Below are 18090 nucleotides of genomic sequence, written 5' to 3'. Positions count from 1 at the left end.
ACAAAATTTTTTATTAAAAAAGTGATTTTTTTTTCTAATAACAAATAAAATAAATTAATTTTGAAAATAATAATTTTAATTCAAAAAAAATATGGGAATTTTTAATGCTATTTTAGGTAATGCTTCAGAGGTTGATATCGAAAAAATTAATAAAGAGTTTGAGCCTATATTAATTGATACTGAAAAAATTGAAAAAGCTTTTAAATTAATTAAAGATATGTTTATTTTTACTAACAAAAGAATTATTTTAGTAGAAAAAGAACTTACAAGTACAAAGGCCAATTATATTTCGATTCCATACAGCAGTATCATCAAATTTTCAAAAGAAAGTGCAGGAATTTTAGATTTAGATGCCGAATTAAAAATTTGGATCAAAGGAAACGACATGCCGGTTGTCAAACAATTTGGAAAAAACAACGAAAATATCAATGCCGTTTACCGTGTATTGTCTCAACACATTTTAAAATAAAAAAGGGAACTTATTCAGTTCCCTTTTTTTATAAAATTTATTTATTCCTCGTCGTCGTCTTCGTCGTCATCCAAAGGTTCTTCATCGTCATTATCGTCATCATCGTCATCGTCATCATCAAATTCAGGTTTATCTAAATCCTCTTCTTCCTCTTCATCGTCCTCCATCTCCATTTCTTCATCCATTTCAATTCCTTTAATTGCTTCTAATGGTACTACAATATCATCTTCATCATCAAAATTAATGATTCTTTCAGACAATTTTGTACTAATTTTTACTAAATAAATGGTATCTTCTGTACGAACTTCAACTGCTTCAATGGTTTCGTCTTTATGATTTTTAAAACGAATAATATCTGAATCGTCATATCCGTCTGGAAATTTTTCAACTAGTAAATTTAAGATTTCGTTGGTCAGTTTTGCGTAATCAACAATAACTCTTTTCATAATGTAATCAATATTTGTTTTTTAGAAATGGTATGTTTTTTTTTGAATATTAAAAGTTATTTTTTACATATCTAATAAATAGGCAAAAATCAATGGGGCAACAATCGTAGCATCTGATTCAATAATAAACTTTGGAGTAGTAATATCTAGTTTACCCCATGTAATTTTTTCATTTGGCACAGCACCAGAATAGGATCCATAGCTAGTTGTCGAATCTGAAATTTGACAGAAATAACTCCAAAATGGTACGTCGTGCATTTCCATATCTTGATAAAGCATAGGCACAACACAAATAGGAAAATCACCCGCTATACCGCCACCAATTTGAAAAAATCCAATACCATTGGCACTATTTTTTGGATACCAATCTGCCAAATAAGTCATGTATTCTATACCTGATTTCATTGTAGATGCTTTCAAATCGCCTTTGATTACATACGAAGCAAAAATATTTCCCATCGTACTGTCTTCCCATCCAGGTACAATAATTGGCAAATTCTTTTCTGCAGCTGCATACATCCAACTGTCTTTCAAGTCAATTTCATAATATTCTTCTAAAACACCCGAAAGCAACATTTTATACATAAACTCATGCGGAAAATAGCGTTCGCCTTTATCATCTGCATCTTTCCAAATTTTATAAATGTGTTTTTGCAACCTTCTAAAAGCTTCATGCTCTGGAATACAAGTATCTGTAACTCTATTTAATCCTCTTTCTAATAAATCCCATTCCTCTTGTGGGGTCAAATCTCTATAATGTGGCACTCGTTCATAATGGGAGTGGGCTACCAAATTCATGATATCTTCTTCCAAATTGGCTCCTGTACATGAAATAATTTGCACTTTATCTTGACGAATAAACTCTGCAAATATTTTTCCTATTTCAGCAGTACTCATAGCTCCTGCCATTGTTACCATCATTTTAGCACCATTGGCTAATTGTTGTTCATACGCTTTTGCAGCATCTACCAACGATGCGGAATTAAAATGTAAATAGTGTTTCTCTATAAACTGACTTATTGGCCCTTTACTCATCTTTATCTTACTTTATATGTATCGTTAATGTATTTTTATGCAAATATTTATTTATATCCTAATATTTTCAAAACTTCGTCGGATGTTTGTTGATCAGAAAATATTTCAGTAGCCAAAATGCCATTTTCGTCTCTATCTATCAATACATGTTTGGGTTGCGGAATCAAGCAATGGTGCAATCCACCATAGCCCCCAATCGTTTCTTGATAGGCTCCCGTATTGAAAAATCCTATATACAAGGGTTTTTCTTTATTATATCGAGGCAAATAAATGGCATTCATATTTTGTTCAGAATTGTAATAATCGTCGCTATCACAGGTCAATCCGCCCAATAAAACCCTTTCATAATTATCATTCCATCTATTGATGGCCAACATGATAAACCTTTTGTTGATTGCCCAAGTATCTGGGAGCGTAGTGATAAATGAGGAATCTATCATATTCCATTTTTCTCTATCGTTTTGTTGTTTTTGATATAAAATCTGATAAATAGCACCGCCACTTTCTCCTACTGTAAATGAACCAAATTCTGTAAATATATTCGGAACATCCACTTCTGCTTCATCACAAGCAATTTTGATTTGGTTGATGATTTCATCAATCATGTACTGATAGTCATATTCAAATGCTAATGAATTTTTTATAGGAAATCCCCCACCAATATTCAACCCGTCTAATGTTGGACATTCCCGTTTTAAAGCAATATACACCTTAATACATTTTACCAACTCGTTCCAATAATAAGCATTATCATTTATACCAGTATTGATAAAAAAGTGCAACATTTTGAGTTCCAAATTTTTATTCTCTTGGATTTGTTTTTTATAAAACTGAACAATATTTTTATAACCTATACCTAATCTGGAGGTATAAAATTCAAATTTTGGCTCTTCCTCGGCAGCAATTCTGATGCCTATTTTAAATTTACCTTTAATAGTTGCTTGCAATAAGTCCAACTCCTCATAATTATCTATAATAGGTATCGTATTTTTATGACCGTTATTGATCAAACGAGCAATATTTTCTATATACAAATCACGTTTAAATCCGTTACAAATGACATAAGTACTTTTGTTTATTTTACCATTTGTCAATAAATTCTCAACAATATTAATATCAAATGCAGATGATGTTTCTATATGAATATTATTCTTAAAAGCTTCGTTCATAATGTACTCAAAATGAGAACTTTTTGTACAATAACAATAATAATACTTTCCCTCGTATTTGTTTTTTTCCATTGCACTTCTAAACCAGCCTTTTGCTTTGCTTATGTTTTTTGAAATTTGTGGCAAATAAGTAAATTTTAAAGGAGTTCCATATTTTTCTACCAATTTCATCAAATCGATATTGTGAAACAATAAATTGTCTTTATTTAATGTGAATTCTTCTTGTGGAAAATAATAAGTTTGATTGATTAAATCGATATATTTTGTGTTCATTTAGTTTTACTTGATTTTGAAAATTAATTACTTATTTTAATAAAATAATTCATTTTCAAACTCTTAAATTTTCATATTTTATGGGTAATTTTTCCCCATAAATATAAAAATGAAACGCTAAAAACAAGGCATCAATGGATTTTAAATCTGAAAAATTTAAAAACAATTCTACACACCGACATTTAAAATTGTCTATGTGCAGCTTTAAGTTTATGTTTTTGGTGTTCTTTTTCATCAATGCAAATGTAAAAAATTAATTTACCTAATAACAAGGCTTTACAAAAAAAAAAATTAAGATTTATAATTTTCAAATGCTGCTTCAATCAATTGATTTTCAACTTCTTGATTCAATATGATGGAACCAATATTTTGTATTAATGCAAATTGAATCGTACCATATTCATTTTTTTTGTCATGAATCAACAAATCTTTGATAGGTTCTAAATCATTTGGTTCAAATATTATATCATCAAAAATCAATTTAATTGTCGTTTTTATTTCCTCAAATGCAGCTTGAGAAATCAAGTTTTTTTGCCAAGCAATATAACTTTCCAAAATCATGCCTGCTGCTATAGCCTCGCCATGCAATAAGGTTGTTTTATTTGGATTTTCTAAAAAATAACTTTCTATGGCATGTCCTAATGTATGTCCAAAATTCAAAGCTTTTCGTATGCCATTTTCACGAGGATCTTCGGTAACAATTTCGTTTTTTATTACAACCGATTGATAAATTAAAGTATCTATTGAATCAATTTTTGCTGATTGTGCAATGTCTTTGAACAAATTCCAATATTGTTCATCATATATCAAACCATGTTTCAACATTTCTGCCAATCCAGATCTAAATTCATTTTGAGGCAAAGTACCTAAATAATTACTGTCGATAATTACCATTACTGGAGTATTTATTACACCAATTTGATTTTTCAAGTTACCCAAATCAACACCTGTTTTACCTCCAACAGAAGCATCTACCATGGCAAGTAGTGAAGTAGGAATATTAATAAAATCAATACCTCTTTTGAAAGTAGATGCCACAAAACCACCCAAATCTGTAACAACACCTCCTCCTAAATTGATGATCAAACTTTTACGATCGGCACCGTAATCCGTAAGTATTTTCCATAATTCTATACATGTATCAAGGTTTTTATGTATCTCACCATTTTCAAATTCTATGATTTCAATTTTTAAATGGGTTTCCAAATGGGGCAAAAAAACATCCAAACAATGTTCGTTTGTATTGGTATCAACAATAATAAAAATAGTAGAATATTTCTTTTGATTTAAATGTTGATGAAGTGCTTCGTATCCAGATTCATTAAAAAAAACTTGATACCCATTGGCCAATATAGCTTGCATAGTTGTTGTATTATTTGAATATAATTGTTGTTTTCGTTGTGCAAAATAAAGCATTTTTATTTAAAAAAAAGATTTTTTTTTGCAGTTTATAAAATTTTAATTTTTGTTAAAAAATCCATACTTTTACACCAAAATCAAATGTATATGTCAAGAATTTTAGCTTTAGATTATGGTCTAAAACGAACAGGAATTGCAGTTACCGATGACTATCAACTCATTGCCTCGGGTTTAACTACAGTGCCTACCCATGAATTAATGTCGTTTTTGACTCAATATTTTCAGACAGAAAATGTAAAAACGCTTGTCATTGGCGATCCCAAACAAATGAATGGTTTACCGTCTGAAAGTGCTGCTATTATTAATGGTTTTGTAACTCATTTTAAAAACATTTTCCCTAATATTGAGGTAGTAAGAATAGATGAAAGATTTACGTCAAAAATGGCTTTTAAAACCATGATTGACAGTGGTTTGAAAAAAAACCAACGCAAAAATAAAGCTTTAATAGACGAAATTGCCGCTACCATACTGCTACAAGATTTTTTGGCTTCAAAATAAATTATTATTAGTGTTTTGGCAAATTCGTTGCAAACAATTTTCATAAAAGATAAATTTACCTCAAAATTTGTATTAAAATAAAAAAATAACATAGTATCTTTGCACCAGAAAATAACACACACAACACTATTATGTCATCAAATCATATTAACCGAATTAATTCGGATGTAATTCTTGTGGGAACAGGAATTATGAGTGCAACTTTAGGTATTTTTTTAAAATTATTAGATCCCAGTATTAAAATTAGTATCTTTGAAAGCTTAGACCAGCCAGCATTAGAAAGTACAGATGCCTGGAATAATGCAGGGACAGGTCATGCTGCTTTTTGTGAATTAAACTACACTCCACAAAAAGAAAATGGTGATGTTGATATAAAAAAAGCCTTAAATATTGCTGAAAATTTTGAAGTAACTCGACAATTTTGGAGTTATTTAGTAGAAAATAATATCATTCAAAATCCAGAACAATTTATCAAAAAAACACCCCACTTGAGTTTTGTTTGGGGTGAAGAAAATGTTGATTTTTTGCGAAAAAGATTTCAATTATTAAAAGAAAACGCTCTTTTTTCAGAAATGTTATACAGCGAATCATTTGAACAATTACTAGCTTGGATGCCACTTGTAATGAATGGTCGAGATTCAAAAGAAACATTGGCAGCAACTTTTATGAAATATGGTACAGATGTTAATTTTGGTAAATTATCAGAATCGATTTTTGAATTTTTGCAAAAACAAGAAGGAGTTCACATATTTTATAACCATAAAGTACGAAAATTAAAACAAAGAGATACCAAAGTTTGGCGACTTAAAATTAAAGATACTCAAAACAATATACGAATTAAAGCCTTTGCAAATTTTGTGTTTATTGGAGCCGGTGGTGGGTCGTTGTTGCTATTAGAAAATGCCAATATCAAAGAAGGTGAGGGATACGGAGGGTTTCCTGTAAGTGGACAATGGCTAAAATGCAACAACCCAGACATCATACAAAATCACGCTGTAAAAGTATATGGTAAAGCCAGCGTTGGGGCACCTCCAATGTCTGTACCTCATTTAGATTCTAGGATAATCAATGGCAAAAAAGAATTGTTATTTGGCCCTTTTGCTGGGTTTTCTACTAAATTTTTGAAAAATGGTTCGTATATGGATTTAATTAAATCTATCGAAATCAATAATATGTTGCCCATGTTATCTGCTGGATTTAAAAATGTGCCACTTACTAAATATTTAATTCAACAAGTGATGCAATCGCAAGACGACAGAATTGCAGCTTTACGAGAGTATTTCCCAGAAGCAAAATCAGAAGATTGGGAGTTATTACAAGCAGGACAAAGAGTGCAGGTGATTAAAAAAGATGAGAAAGAAGGAGGGGTTCTTGAATTTGGTACAGAAATTATTTCAAGTTCCGATGGTACACTTGCAGCGTTATTAGGTGCATCTCCTGGAGCTTCAACAGCTGTTTCGATTATGATTGATGTATTGAATAAATGTTTTGCAGACAAAATGCAAAGCGAATCTTGGACTGCAAAATTAACCGAAATGATTCCTTCTTTTGGAAAATTATTAAACGAAAATCCAGAATTATTAGCCACCTTACGGGCTAAAACCAATCAAGTTTTGAAATTAAATGATTAATTTGAAATAAAAAAATAAAAAATTGATATAATTTTGATTACTTTTGCCGTTTTAAAACCAAAATCAGCATAATAATTTTAAAATATGATACTACCAATTGTAGGATATGGCGATGTTGTACTTAGAAAAGTTTGTGAAAATATTTCAGAAGACTATCCAAATCTAAAAGAACTCATTGCAAATATGTATGATACCATGTATAATGCTTATGGAATTGGGTTAGCAGCACCACAAATTGGATTACCCATTCGTTTGTTTGTTGTTGATACAGAGCCTTTTAGCGACAGTGAAAACCTTTCAGACGAAGAAAAAATCAAATTAAAAGACTTCAAACAAACATTTATAAATGCCAAAATGCTAAAAGAAGAAGGCGAAGAATGGGGATTTAATGAAGGCTGTTTGAGTATTCCAGATGTGAGAGAAGATGTATATCGCAAAGAAAAGATTACAATTGAGTTTTTAGATGACAATTTTGAAACTAAAGTTGAAACTTTTGATGGTATGATTGCCAGAGTTATTCAGCATGAATATGATCATATTGAAGGTATTTTATTTACAGATTTAGTATCTACATTAAAAAAACAATTGATAAAAAAGAAATTACAAAATATTATGGATGGCAAGGCCAGACCTGATTATCGAATGAGGTTTTGTAATAAAAAAGGTAAATAAAACGAATAATAATAAATATCAATTAATTTAAAATTAATCAAACATTTTATGAATTTAGAAAAAATATTAGCTATCTCTGGAAAACCAGGTTTGTATGTATTAAAAGTACAAACTCGTACAGGATTTTTAGTAGAATCTTTGATAGATGGAAAAAAAATTACAGTAAATCTAAAAAGTAATGTCAGTTTATTGTCTGAAATTTCCATGTATTCTTATGAAGGAGAAAAACCATTGAGAACTGTTTTTGAAAATATTGCAGCTAAAGAAAATAATGGCGAAGCAATTTCACACAAAGCGGGTCAAGAAGATTTAACCGCTTACTTTTTAGAAGTATTTCCTGATTATGATCAAGATAGAGTGTATATTTCCGATATAAAAAAGGTTTTAAACTGGTACAACATTTTGCAAAACAAAGGTTATATTGAAGCCAGTCCAACTGTTGAAACTGAAAAATCTGAAGAAATAACTGCATAATATTTGTATTATTTATTCCAATAAAAGTCCTGTTCAATTGTATTCATGATTGAACAGGATTTTTTAATATCAATCATTAGTAAATTTCAAAAAATGGAAAATAAAGACAATCAATTGAAAGCTTTTGAGCGTTTGCTGCACATTATGGACGATTTACGAGCCCAATGCCCGTGGGACAAGAAGCAAACATTTGAAAGTTTACGGCACCTAACAATTGAAGAAACTTATGAATTGGGAGATGCAATTTTAGATCAAAACCTTACAGAAATAAAAAAAGAATTAGGCGATTTATTATTGCATATTGTATTTTATGCCAAAATAGGCAGCGAAACCAATAGTTTTGATATTGGAGCGGTATGTCATGAAATTTGTGAGAAATTGATTTTTAGACACCCGCATATTTATGGCAATACTAAAGTATCAAATGAAGATGATGTAAAACAAAATTGGGAAAAACTCAAACTAAAAGAAGGAAAAAAATCTGTATTAGAAGGAGTACCCAAAAGCTTGCCTGCACTAGTAAAAGCAAGTCGCATTCAGGATAAAGCTAAAAGTATTGGTTTTGATTGGGAAAATAGCCAACAAGTATGGGAAAAAGTAGAAGAAGAAATACAAGAATTGAAAATAGAAATCGAACATCAAAATCACAACAAGATAGAAGAGGAATTTGGTGATGTATTGTTTTCATTAATCAATTACGCTCGTTTTTTGAAAATAAATCCCGAAGATGCCCTCGAAAAAACCAATAAAAAATTCATTAAACGATTTCAGTATATTGAACAAAAAGCAATTGAAAGTCAAAAAAGTATAGCAGATTTATCTTTGAACGAAATGGAAATGTATTGGAACGAAGCTAAAAATATTTAATATTTAAAAAATTATGAAAGATTTACATGATTATAGAAAATCTTACGAAAAATCTGAATTATTAGAGCATCAACTAACAGAAGATCCTATTAATTTATTCAACAGATGGTTTCATGAAATGGAAGCATTTGGTGGTACAGAAGAGGTAAATGCCATGACGGTTTCTACATTTGGACTAGATGGCTACCCAAAATCGAGAGTGGTTTTATTGAAAAAATTTGACGAAAATGGTTTTGTCTTTTTTACAAACTACGAGTCCGAAAAAGGGAGGGCCATGGCCAACAATCCAAAGGTTTGTTTATCTTTTTTTTGGCATTCGATGGAAAGGCAAGTTATCATAAAAGGTATAGCTTCAAAAGTAGCCGATAACATATCAGACAATTATTTTGCCTCGAGACCCCTTGGAAGTCAATTAGGAGCTTTGGCATCAAATCAAAGCGAAATTATTGAGAACAGAACATTTTTAGAAAATAAATTAAAGCAATTAGAAGAAAATTATAAAGAAAATACAATACAAAGACCTGATTTTTGGGGCGGATATATAGTGTCTCCAGTTGAAGTCGAATTTTGGCAAGGCAGACCCAATAGGTTACATGATCGGATTAGATTCCAATTAAAGGAAGATTTTTCTTGGAAAATTGATCGATTATCGCCTTAAAATTGATGTAAAAAAAAACAAAAAAATAATTTTTTATTAAAAAAAATGATTATATTTATAGTCCCAAATTTAACCATTTTATAATATGAAAAATTTAACACTTATTAGACATGCAAAGTCTAGTTGGGAAACTCCCATGTATGACAAAATGCGACCAATTATGGTACGAGGCATCATTGATGCACAAAAAATTGCCCATACCATTTGCCAATTTTTGCCCGATAAATTTACGGTGTGGAGTAGTCCAGCAACTAGAGCCACTCAAACTGTAAAAATTTTTTCAAACTCATTATTATTCCCCTTAGAATCAGTTAATTATATAGAGGATTTATATACGTTTGACGAAAAACAACTCGAAGATATTGTCAAATCTTGTAAAGACGATGTTAAGAATTTGATAATTTTTGGACATAATGGGGCTATTACCAATTTTGTTAATAAATTTGGCGATAAATTTATAGAAAATGTTCCCACATCAGGAGTGGTTTCTATTAATTTTAATGCCAATTCTTGGGAAAATATTTCTCAAGGAACCATACAAAAAATACTGTTTCCAAAAGATTTAAAATGAATTTAGAACAAAATAGTTACATAGACAGAGAAAAAAGCTGGCTCAATTTTAATGCCCGAGTACTTCAAGAAGCCTCAGACGAAAACGTCCCTTTGCTGGATAGATTGAGATTTTTGGGCATTTTTTCAAATAATTTAGATGAATTTTTTAGAGTTCGATTTGCAGCCATTCGAAGATTGACGCTTAATAAAGCGTCGCAAAACAAAATGATTGGTACCATTACTGCAAAACAATTGATTAAAGATATTACCGAAATAGCCATCAAACAACAGTCTGAAAGCTTGAGAATTTTGGGTATTATCGAAAAAAAATTAGAAGAACAAAACATTTTTATTATTAACGAAAGTGAAATTTTAGACGAACATAAAACCTATATTAAAGATTTTTTTGTTCAAAAAGTGGCTCCTGCTTTAGTAACTATTATTTTAAATGATTTGGCAGAATTTCCGCTGCTAAAAGATACTTTTGGCTATTTGGCTGTAAAATTAACCATGAAAAGCAAAGTAAAATCTAAACTTTTAAATTTGCCTTTGTTAAAACCCGAAATCAGATATGCTGTAATTGAAATACCAAAATCCATTAATCGTTTTGTGGTATTGCCTTCTATTCATGAAAAGCAATATATTATCATGATTGACGATGTGATTAGGCTGCATCTTCAAAGCATCTTTAATATTTTTGACTACGAACAAGTGTCGGCACACATGATCAAAATTACTCGTGATGCTCAATTGGAAATAGATAGCGATTTGAGTAAAAGCATGCTCGAAAAAATTGCTACTAGTGTCAAAGAAAGAAGAATAGGGGAGCCCGTTCGGTTTATATATGACCAATCTATTGAAAAAGATACCTTAAAGTTTTTCCTAAAAAAAATGGGAATAGATGCTTCGGATAGTATCATTCCGGGGGGGAGGTACCACAACAGAAGAGATTATATGGATTTTCCCGACTTGGGTCGTAAGGATTTATTGTATAAAACGAATCCACCATTATTAGTACCTGGATTGAGTTTGGACGAAAATATAATGAAAAAAATAGGAGAAAAAGATTATCTTGTAAACGCACCTTATCAAACATTTTCTTATATTATTAAATTTTTACGAGAAGCTGCTCTAGACCCTCAAGTAACAAGTATCAAGATTACTTTATATCGATTGTCTAAAAATTCTCAAATTATTAGTTCTTTAATCAATGCTGCCAAAAACGGCAAAAAAGTAGTGGTTCAAATTGAATTACAAGCCCGTTTTGACGAGGCCAGCAATATTTCTTATGCAGAACAAATGCAAACTGAAGGTATTGAATTGATTTTTGGGGTAAAAGGGCTTAAAGTACATAGCAAAATTTGTGTGATTGATAGAATAGAAGAAGGCAAATTAAAACGATATGGTTTTGTATCTACTGGCAATTTTAATGAATCAACGGCAAAAGTTTATACCGACGTTACATTATTAACAAGTCATCAGCAAATTCTTAAAGATATTTCAAAAGTTTTCGATTTTTTTGAAGTAAATTTTAGAATACACCGCTACCAACACTTAATAGTTTCACCACATTATACCCGCTCAAAATTGGTTAAATTGATAGATAAAGAAATCAAATTAGCACTTGCCGGTATTCCTACTTTTATAAAACTAAAAATGAATAGTTTGTCAGATTTTCAAATGATAGACAAATTGTATGAAGCCAGTAGGGCAGGGGTCAAAATTCAGTTAATTGTAAGAGGAATTTGCTCTTTGATTCCTGGCAAAAAAGGCTTGAGCGACAATATTGAAGCCATTAGTATAGTAGATAACTACTTGGAACACACACGGTTATTTATTTTTGGAAACGGCGGAAAACCTGATGTATTTATTTCGTCGGCCGATTTTATGGCCCGAAATTTAGATGGTAGGGTCGAAGTTACTTGCCCAATATACGACCCCAAAATCAAACAGGATTTGATTGATAGTTTTGATTTGGGTTGGAAAGGAAATGTAAAAGTAAGGCTTCATTCTGAAAATTTAGATAATAAATACCGTATAAGAAAAGACAACGAACCTGTATTTAGGGCTCAATTAGAATCTTATAGATTTTATCAAAAAAAAATTAAATGAGTACAACAGAACATATAAAAATAAAAAAGTATGCCGCAATAGATATCGGTTCTAATGCCATGCGGTTGCTCATTACTAATATTATCGAATACAAAGGCAAACAAACCCAGTTTAACAAAAGTTCGTTGGTTAGGGTACCTATTCGTTTAGGTCAGGATGCCTTTACGGTAGGAGAAATAACTTCCGAAAATATTGAAAGAATGGTCGATGCCATGAAAGCTTTTAAATTGTTGATGAAAGTTCATAAGGTAGAAAGTTATTTGGCCTGTGCCACTTCGGCCATGAGAGAGGCTTATAATGGCAAAGAGGTTGTGGACATTATCAAAAAAGAAGCCGAAATCGACATCGACATCATTGATGGCAAAAAAGAGGCGGCCATCATCGCATCAACCGATTTGCATTTCTTATTAAAAACAGAAAAAACATATTTGTATGTAGATGTTGGTGGTGGTAGTACAGAGTTTTCGTTGTTTTCCGACGGCAAAATTATTGCTTCTAAATCCTTTAAAGCGGGTACGGTTCGATTGCTCAACGAAGTGGTAAGCGACATCGTTTGGAAAGAAATTGAAAAATGGATTGTAAACAATACATCTGGTTATGATAGTATTTCCTTGATAGGTTCTGGTGGAAATATTAACAAATTATTTAAAATGTCTGGTAAATCACAAGAAAAACCTTTAACATATATTTACTTAAATGCTCAATTTACAATACTCAACAATTTGACTTATGAACAACGTATTGCTGAGTTGGGCCTCAATCCTGATAGAGCAGACGTTATCATTCCTGCCATGAAATTGTATTTGAATGCCATGAAATGGAGCAAAGCACAAAACATTTATGTTCCCAAAATTGGACTTTCAGACGGCATTGTGAAAGCCATGTATTATGGCAAAATCTAAGGCATATTCAGTTTTGATTTTAATTTCAAAAACAACACAGCGAGAGACAATGCGTCCTCCGAAGCCGTATTTCTTTCGCTTTTTTCTATCTTAAATTCTTGTAATAATTCTTCTACTGTAAAAGTTTTTTCATTAGTATCTTTCCATTTTTTATACATCACTTCTACATCCAATGCCTCATTTTTCAGTCGGCCGCATTGCATTTTTTTGAGATATTCATTTAATATAGCAATATCAAAATGAATTCTATGACCTATAAGTGTAGCATTACCTATAAAATCAATAAAATTGATGATAAGTTCTTGTTCTTTTGCATTCAATTGCTCTTCTAAATTGTATGAAAATTCATTCAAATTAAAATCAAAAACCTGCCGTACTAAAATTTCATTTTGGTTGATAACAATAGCCCCAACAGACATGATGTAATCCTCTGTTGGATTCAAACCCGAGGTTTCTATACTCAAAACAACAAACTGTTTGGATTTGGTTTGAAATTTTTCTGTATATGTTTTCCAAAAATCTGGATAATTGCTTCCGATATTGATGAGCCAGTCTAGCATAATTACGAAAAATGGGTTAGTTGAAATTGTTCTTTGATGATTTCTTCTAAATCTTTCAAACTCAATAAAGCATTTTTTAATTTTTCTTTATCCAACTTTGAAAATTCTTCTAAATCTATATACTGCCCCTGGCTATCATTTTTCAATCCATCCAAAATTCTAAATTTAGAAAGCGTGATAAAGGCCTCGGCACAATTCAAAAATAATGCTTGATGCTGCGGATTCAAATGTGCTAACTGCTTGAACCTAAAGTAGGTATGACCATTGCCTTTGATGTTTTGACTCAATACAAACAACCTTGCCGCATCTACCAGCGGCAGTAGCCCTCGGGTTTTGATATCAAATTTCCCTTTTTCGGCACCTTCTTCTTCCAAATTAAATTTTTTGAAAAAATTCAAGGGGGCTGGTTTTTTTATGGCTTCGTTACCTAAATAATCATAAAACAAATGATTGGATTTTCGTTCTTTAAACACAATATTCTGTAAGGTTTCTTCTATTTTTACTTCGCCATAAATCAATTCAAAATCAAAAAAAACACTACATACATCGTCTGTGTTTTCTCCTGGAGTATTTATCCAATTGTTAAACTGTTTAGTCCAGTCGCTCAACGACTTACACCAAATATAATTGCTGGCCACATGACCATTGGCACACATTGGATACCCTATTTTTTCGAGCGTTGTGGTTACTTTTTTTGACAATTTCAAAAAATAATCTTTCACATTGCGGTACATATCGGCCGCAACATCATCAAACACCAAAAAACTATCCTGATCTGTTTGCAAAATTTGTTCTTTTCGAGCCTGACTGCCCATACTAAACCATGCAAAAGTAGTTGGAGGAGTCCCCAACTCCATAATAGCCAGCTCAATAACCCTTTTATTTAACGCAAAAAATATTTCGCCCACTATCATGGCAATACTTTGTATAGGTATGTTTTTTGAAATAGAAGTTTGTATCAATTCATACAATTTTTCCTGAATATTTTTCAATTCTTTAGTACTTTTTGCCTTCTTTATTTCTTTCAACAAAACCCCAGGATTGTTAGAATGTGCTACAATTAAATCATTTTGTGTAATAATTCCCTTTACCACCGACTTGTCGCTCCCATCTTCTGTTACACACAAGTGGGTAACACTGTTTTTGAGCATCAACAATTGAGCCTCTGTCAACGAAATGTTTTCGGTAACCGTTATCACGGGCGACGACATGATTTTGTCTATTGAGGACAAAATAGGGTAGCGGCCTGTTGCAACTTTCGACCGAAAATCTTCATCGGTTACAATACCAATTGGTAAATTATTTTCTATTACAAGCGAATAATCAGTATTTTTTTCACTAATCAACTGTGCCACCTGATGTATCGTTTGCTCTACTACCACCTGCAAGGTTGTTTTGGAATAGTTTAATGCCTGAAAATACTGAATTTCCGACCCATTTTCTGTCATCGAAATGGCATCCGAAATCGTGTTTTTACTATCTTTGGACGTACTAGACACCGAGGCAAAACTTTCCAATAAATAATCCAAAACCTCTGTGTTTGAAGCCAATAGTGGTTTAAAAACCGCCAACGGAATCGCATACACCATAGCATCTTCTCGGGCCGTGGCCGTCATCATGTAGTTGTTTTTTGCAAAAAAAGGCCTCAACCCAAAAATATCCCCCCTCTGACACTTGTTCAACAACGTTTCCTCGGCATCTGCAAACACCGTCAATTTGACACTTCCCGAATAAATCACATAAAAACAATCGTGCAACGCATCGTTTACCTGAAACAACGTTTTGCCCTTATCTTTGTACAATATTTTCACTTCTCTGGACACCAACAACAAATCGCTGTGGCTCAATAAGTTAAATGGTTTAAAATCCGATAAAAAATCTGCTATTTTATCTGCTACGGGATTGTTCATTGGTGCATTATTTTATGGCAAATGTAGCAAAATACTTTGAACGGTGCAAACAATTTCAAACCACAACCCTACACACAATTTACTTGATGAATAATATCAAAAAAAAACTTCACTACAAAACCACAAACCTTTTTTGGGCGTTCCCACAAGGGGCCGGGCTATCCGTTGCAATCTTTTTTGGGGCAGGGCCAAAAAAAAGCCCTGCCCCAAAAAAGGATTTCCACTACTATCCCTAACGCAGCGTCTGCAAAAAAGCCACTTTATTTGTAATAATAAACTTCTTTTAAAAAACAGTTGCAACAAGTAATTATTTATCAAAATTTCAAACAATATCAATAGTTAAACCTCAACATATTTTTGGATTAAAGGCTTTAAAAAAGGAGTATCAAATACAACAATAATAATCATTATTCCGTTTTAATAGCTTCAATTTTAAATACTTAAATATGTTAAAACGTACTATTTTATTAGAAAACAAAGCCTCTGTTTCTACCAAAAACCGTCAATTGGTTATCAAAACCGAATGGAGAGAAACCACCATTCCAATCGAAGATTTAGGATTTGTAGTTGTCGATAATCCAGAGGTGTATTTGAGCATCAGAGCCATGAATTTGTTGATAGAAAACAATGCCGCCATCATTGTATGTCATCAAAATCATTTGCCACAAGGAATGTTTATGAATCTCAACAGCCACCACGTGCAACAAGAGATTTTTAGAAACCAATTGGAAGCCAGTGTACCGCTCAAAAAACAATTGTGGCAACAAACAATTGTCGAAAAAATTAAAAACCAAGGAAGCCTTTTGGAACGAATGGAAGGCAAAAAAAACCACTTTGATTTTTTAGCCTCAAAAGTTTTGAGTGGCGACAGTACCAACATGGAAGGGGTAGCGGCTAGCCAATACTGGCAGCGGTTTTTTGAATTTGATTTTAAGCGAGAGCGATTTGGTAACTATCCCAACAATTTTCTAAATTATGGCTATGCCATTTTACGAGCCGCCACAGCACGAGCCTTATCTGGCAGTGGCTTGCTCAATACGCTAGGCATTCATCACAAAAACAAATACAACGCCTTTGCCCTTGCAGACGACATTATGGAACCCTACAGACCGCTGGTGGACGAAAAAGTATTTGAGATGATGCAAAAATTTGAAGAACAAGAGTTGAACACCACCCTAAAAGCCGAGTTGTTGCAACTGCTAACCCGAACAGTGTATTTTGAAAACGAAAAAAGCCCTTTGATGGTGGCTTTACAAAAAACAGCCAGCTCGCTACAACAATGTTATACGGGCGAACGCAAAAAAATAAAATATGCCAAGTTATGGAACTCAACGGATATCGGATAATGTGGTTGTTTGTATTTTTTGACCTGCCCACAGCAACAAAAAAAAACCGTAAAGATGCCTCGGTTTTTAGAAACAAATTATTGAACGACGGATTTACGATGATGCAATATTCTGTATATACAAGACATTGTGCCAGTAGCGAGAGTGCCGACGTACACGAAAAACGTATCGTACAATTGTTGCCCCCACTAGGCAAGGTGAGTGTTGTACGGATAACCGACAAACAGTTTGGCAATATTATGAATTATTGGGGCCAAGCTCCGTTGCCAAAAGTACCAATGCCTGTACAGCTAGAGCTGTTTTAGAAAACAAAAAATGCCTCAATATAGGGTTATCAGTCCTATAAAGAGGCATTTTTTATAACGATATTTACAATTAATCCCTTGAATATCAGAAGGCAACAAGCCAACTCATATCGTGTTTTCTAATCTTTAATCAAACCACAACTTTAAGGGTTTTTTCTTTTAAATTCAAAACCATATCGTGTTTTCTAATCTTTAATCAAACCACAACTGCCACGCCTAGAAAAATTAGGCTTACTATCATATCGTGTTTTCTAATCTTTAATCAAACCACAACGGCAATGCTTTCCAACTTATCGGCTGTAAACATATCGTGTTTTCTAATCTTTAATCAAACCACAACGGAAATGCTTTCCAACTTATCGGCTGTAAACATATCGTGTTTTCTAATCTTTAATCAAACCACAACTGTCGGTCTCATCCAGTTCACACGAGATAACATATCGTGTTTTCTAATCTTTAATCAAACCACAACAAGCCTTTCTTATTTTGTTTTGAAAAATGCCATATCGTGTTTTCTAATCTTTAATCAAACCACAACTTTTCTTGCTTTGGATATTTTCATATTTGACATATCGTGTTTTCTAATCTTTAATCAAACCACAACACTTTGGTTTGAAATTCCTTTTGTTGCATTCATATCGTGTTTTCTAATCTTTAATCAAACCACAACCGGGGTAACTTTAATTCCACAGGTACAAAACATATCGTGTTTTCTAATCTTTAATCAAACCACAACATCAAGGTCTGATTTAACTATTACTGCGTTCATATCGTGTTTTCTAATCTTTAATC

At 32.2% G+C, this 18090-nt stretch carries 18 protein-coding genes and 1 CRISPR repeat array (1 of these 19 cut by a window edge); of the genes, 12 read left to right on the top strand and 6 right to left on the bottom strand.

Annotated elements, in window-relative coordinates:
- The first annotated feature begins 91 nt into the window (after nt 1-91).
- A complete protein-coding gene (locus B0A58_RS07915) occupies nt 92-469 on the top strand; it encodes a PH domain-containing protein (protein WP_014084131.1) in 378 nt (125 codons plus the stop codon).
- Between the two features lie 41 nt (nt 470-510).
- Here B0A58_RS07915 and B0A58_RS07910 read toward each other — a convergent pair whose 3' ends face one another.
- From B0A58_RS07910 to aroB, 4 genes are all read right to left on the bottom strand, one after another.
- A complete protein-coding gene (locus B0A58_RS07910) occupies nt 511-915 on the bottom strand; it encodes a DNA primase (RefSeq protein ID WP_089080607.1) in 405 nt (134 codons plus the stop codon).
- Nucleotides 916-978: 63 nt separating this feature from the next.
- Nucleotides 979-1950, bottom strand: a complete 972-nt coding sequence (locus B0A58_RS07905) for a deoxyhypusine synthase family protein (RefSeq protein WP_014084133.1) — start codon at nt 1948-1950, stop codon at nt 979-981.
- A gap of 47 nt (nt 1951-1997) precedes the next feature.
- Nucleotides 1998-3392 (bottom strand): type III PLP-dependent enzyme domain-containing protein, encoded by a 1395-nt coding sequence (locus tag B0A58_RS07900; protein WP_014084134.1) that lies wholly within the window; start codon nt 3390-3392, stop codon nt 1998-2000.
- Between the two features lie 291 nt (nt 3393-3683).
- Complete coding sequence (gene aroB / locus B0A58_RS07890) at nt 3684-4754, bottom strand: 3-dehydroquinate synthase (protein WP_089080637.1); 1071 nt, start codon at nt 4752-4754, stop codon at nt 3684-3686.
- 144 nt (nt 4755-4898) lie between these two features.
- Between aroB and ruvX the strand changes: the two genes are divergently transcribed.
- The 9 genes from ruvX (at nt 4899) to B0A58_RS07845 (ending at nt 13177) form a co-directional block, all read left to right on the top strand.
- Entirely contained in the window at nt 4899-5309 is a 411-nt protein-coding gene (ruvX, locus tag B0A58_RS07885) for a Holliday junction resolvase RuvX (RefSeq protein ID WP_089080636.1), read from the top strand.
- 131 nt (nt 5310-5440) lie between these two features.
- The gene (locus B0A58_RS07880; RefSeq protein ID WP_089080606.1) at nt 5441-6940 is read left to right on the top strand and encodes a malate:quinone oxidoreductase; all 1500 of its coding nucleotides are present in this window, start codon (nt 5441-5443) and stop codon (nt 6938-6940) included.
- An 84-nt stretch (nt 6941-7024) separates the two neighbouring features.
- Nucleotides 7025-7612: a peptide deformylase gene (gene def, locus B0A58_RS07875; RefSeq protein ID WP_014084138.1), complete on the top strand. Its 588-nt coding sequence runs from the start codon at nt 7025-7027 to the stop codon at nt 7610-7612.
- Between the two features lie 48 nt (nt 7613-7660).
- Nucleotides 7661-8086 carry a DUF5606 family protein gene (locus B0A58_RS07870; protein WP_089080605.1) on the top strand — a complete coding sequence of 142 codons (426 nt, stop codon included), beginning with the start codon at nt 7661-7663 and terminating at the stop codon, nt 8084-8086.
- Between the two features lie 93 nt (nt 8087-8179).
- Nucleotides 8180-8953: a nucleoside triphosphate pyrophosphohydrolase gene (mazG, locus tag B0A58_RS07865; RefSeq protein ID WP_089080635.1), complete on the top strand. Its 774-nt coding sequence runs from the start codon at nt 8180-8182 to the stop codon at nt 8951-8953.
- Nucleotides 8954-8966: 13 nt separating this feature from the next.
- Nucleotides 8967-9611: a pyridoxamine 5'-phosphate oxidase gene (pdxH, locus tag B0A58_RS07860; protein ID WP_014084141.1), complete on the top strand. Its 645-nt coding sequence runs from the start codon at nt 8967-8969 to the stop codon at nt 9609-9611.
- A gap of 85 nt (nt 9612-9696) precedes the next feature.
- Complete coding sequence (locus B0A58_RS07855) at nt 9697-10182, top strand: SixA phosphatase family protein (protein ID WP_089080604.1); 486 nt, start codon at nt 9697-9699, stop codon at nt 10180-10182.
- Nucleotides 10179-12275, top strand: a complete 2097-nt coding sequence (ppk1, locus tag B0A58_RS07850; RefSeq protein ID WP_014084143.1) for a polyphosphate kinase 1 — start codon at nt 10179-10181, stop codon at nt 12273-12275. Before B0A58_RS07855 ends, ppk1 begins: the two co-directional genes overlap by 4 nt.
- Nucleotides 12272-13177 carry a Ppx/GppA phosphatase family protein gene (locus B0A58_RS07845; protein ID WP_089080603.1) on the top strand — a complete coding sequence of 302 codons (906 nt, stop codon included), beginning with the start codon at nt 12272-12274 and terminating at the stop codon, nt 13175-13177. Before ppk1 ends, B0A58_RS07845 begins: the two co-directional genes overlap by 4 nt.
- On the opposite strand, the gene B0A58_RS07840 is transcribed toward B0A58_RS07845, so the two are convergent.
- Complete coding sequence (locus B0A58_RS07840; RefSeq protein ID WP_089080602.1) at nt 13174-13737, bottom strand: 3'-5' exonuclease family protein; 564 nt, start codon at nt 13735-13737, stop codon at nt 13174-13176. The two genes, B0A58_RS07845 and B0A58_RS07840, sit on opposite strands and share 4 nt — an antisense overlap.
- 2 nt (nt 13738-13739) lie before the next feature.
- Nucleotides 13740-15647 (bottom strand): DUF294 nucleotidyltransferase-like domain-containing protein, encoded by a 1908-nt coding sequence (locus tag B0A58_RS07835; protein WP_089080601.1) that lies wholly within the window; start codon nt 15645-15647, stop codon nt 13740-13742.
- A 446-nt stretch (nt 15648-16093) separates the two neighbouring features.
- On the opposite strand from B0A58_RS07835, the gene cas1 reads away from it, so the two are divergent.
- The gene (cas1, locus tag B0A58_RS07825; RefSeq protein ID WP_089080599.1) at nt 16094-16993 is read left to right on the top strand and encodes a type II CRISPR-associated endonuclease Cas1; all 900 of its coding nucleotides are present in this window, start codon (nt 16094-16096) and stop codon (nt 16991-16993) included.
- Nucleotides 16969-17298 carry a CRISPR-associated endonuclease Cas2 gene (gene cas2 / locus B0A58_RS07820; RefSeq protein ID WP_044032506.1) on the top strand — a complete coding sequence of 110 codons (330 nt, stop codon included), beginning with the start codon at nt 16969-16971 and terminating at the stop codon, nt 17296-17298. The genes cas1 and cas2 overlap by 25 nt, the downstream gene beginning before the upstream one ends.
- A gap of 106 nt (nt 17299-17404) precedes the next feature.
- Nucleotides 17405-18090: direct repeats of the CRISPR family, unit length 36 nt; unit sequence CATATCGTGTTTTCTAATCTTTAATCAAACCACAAC; it runs 830 nt beyond the window's last position.

Source organism: Flavobacterium branchiophilum NBRC 15030 = ATCC 35035 (assembly GCF_002217205.1).
Taxonomy (GTDB): Bacteria; Bacteroidota; Bacteroidia; order Flavobacteriales; family Flavobacteriaceae; genus Flavobacterium; species Flavobacterium branchiophilum.
The sequence above is the reverse complement of the archived record's forward strand: the minus strand, read 5'-3'. Positions and strand labels throughout refer to the sequence as shown.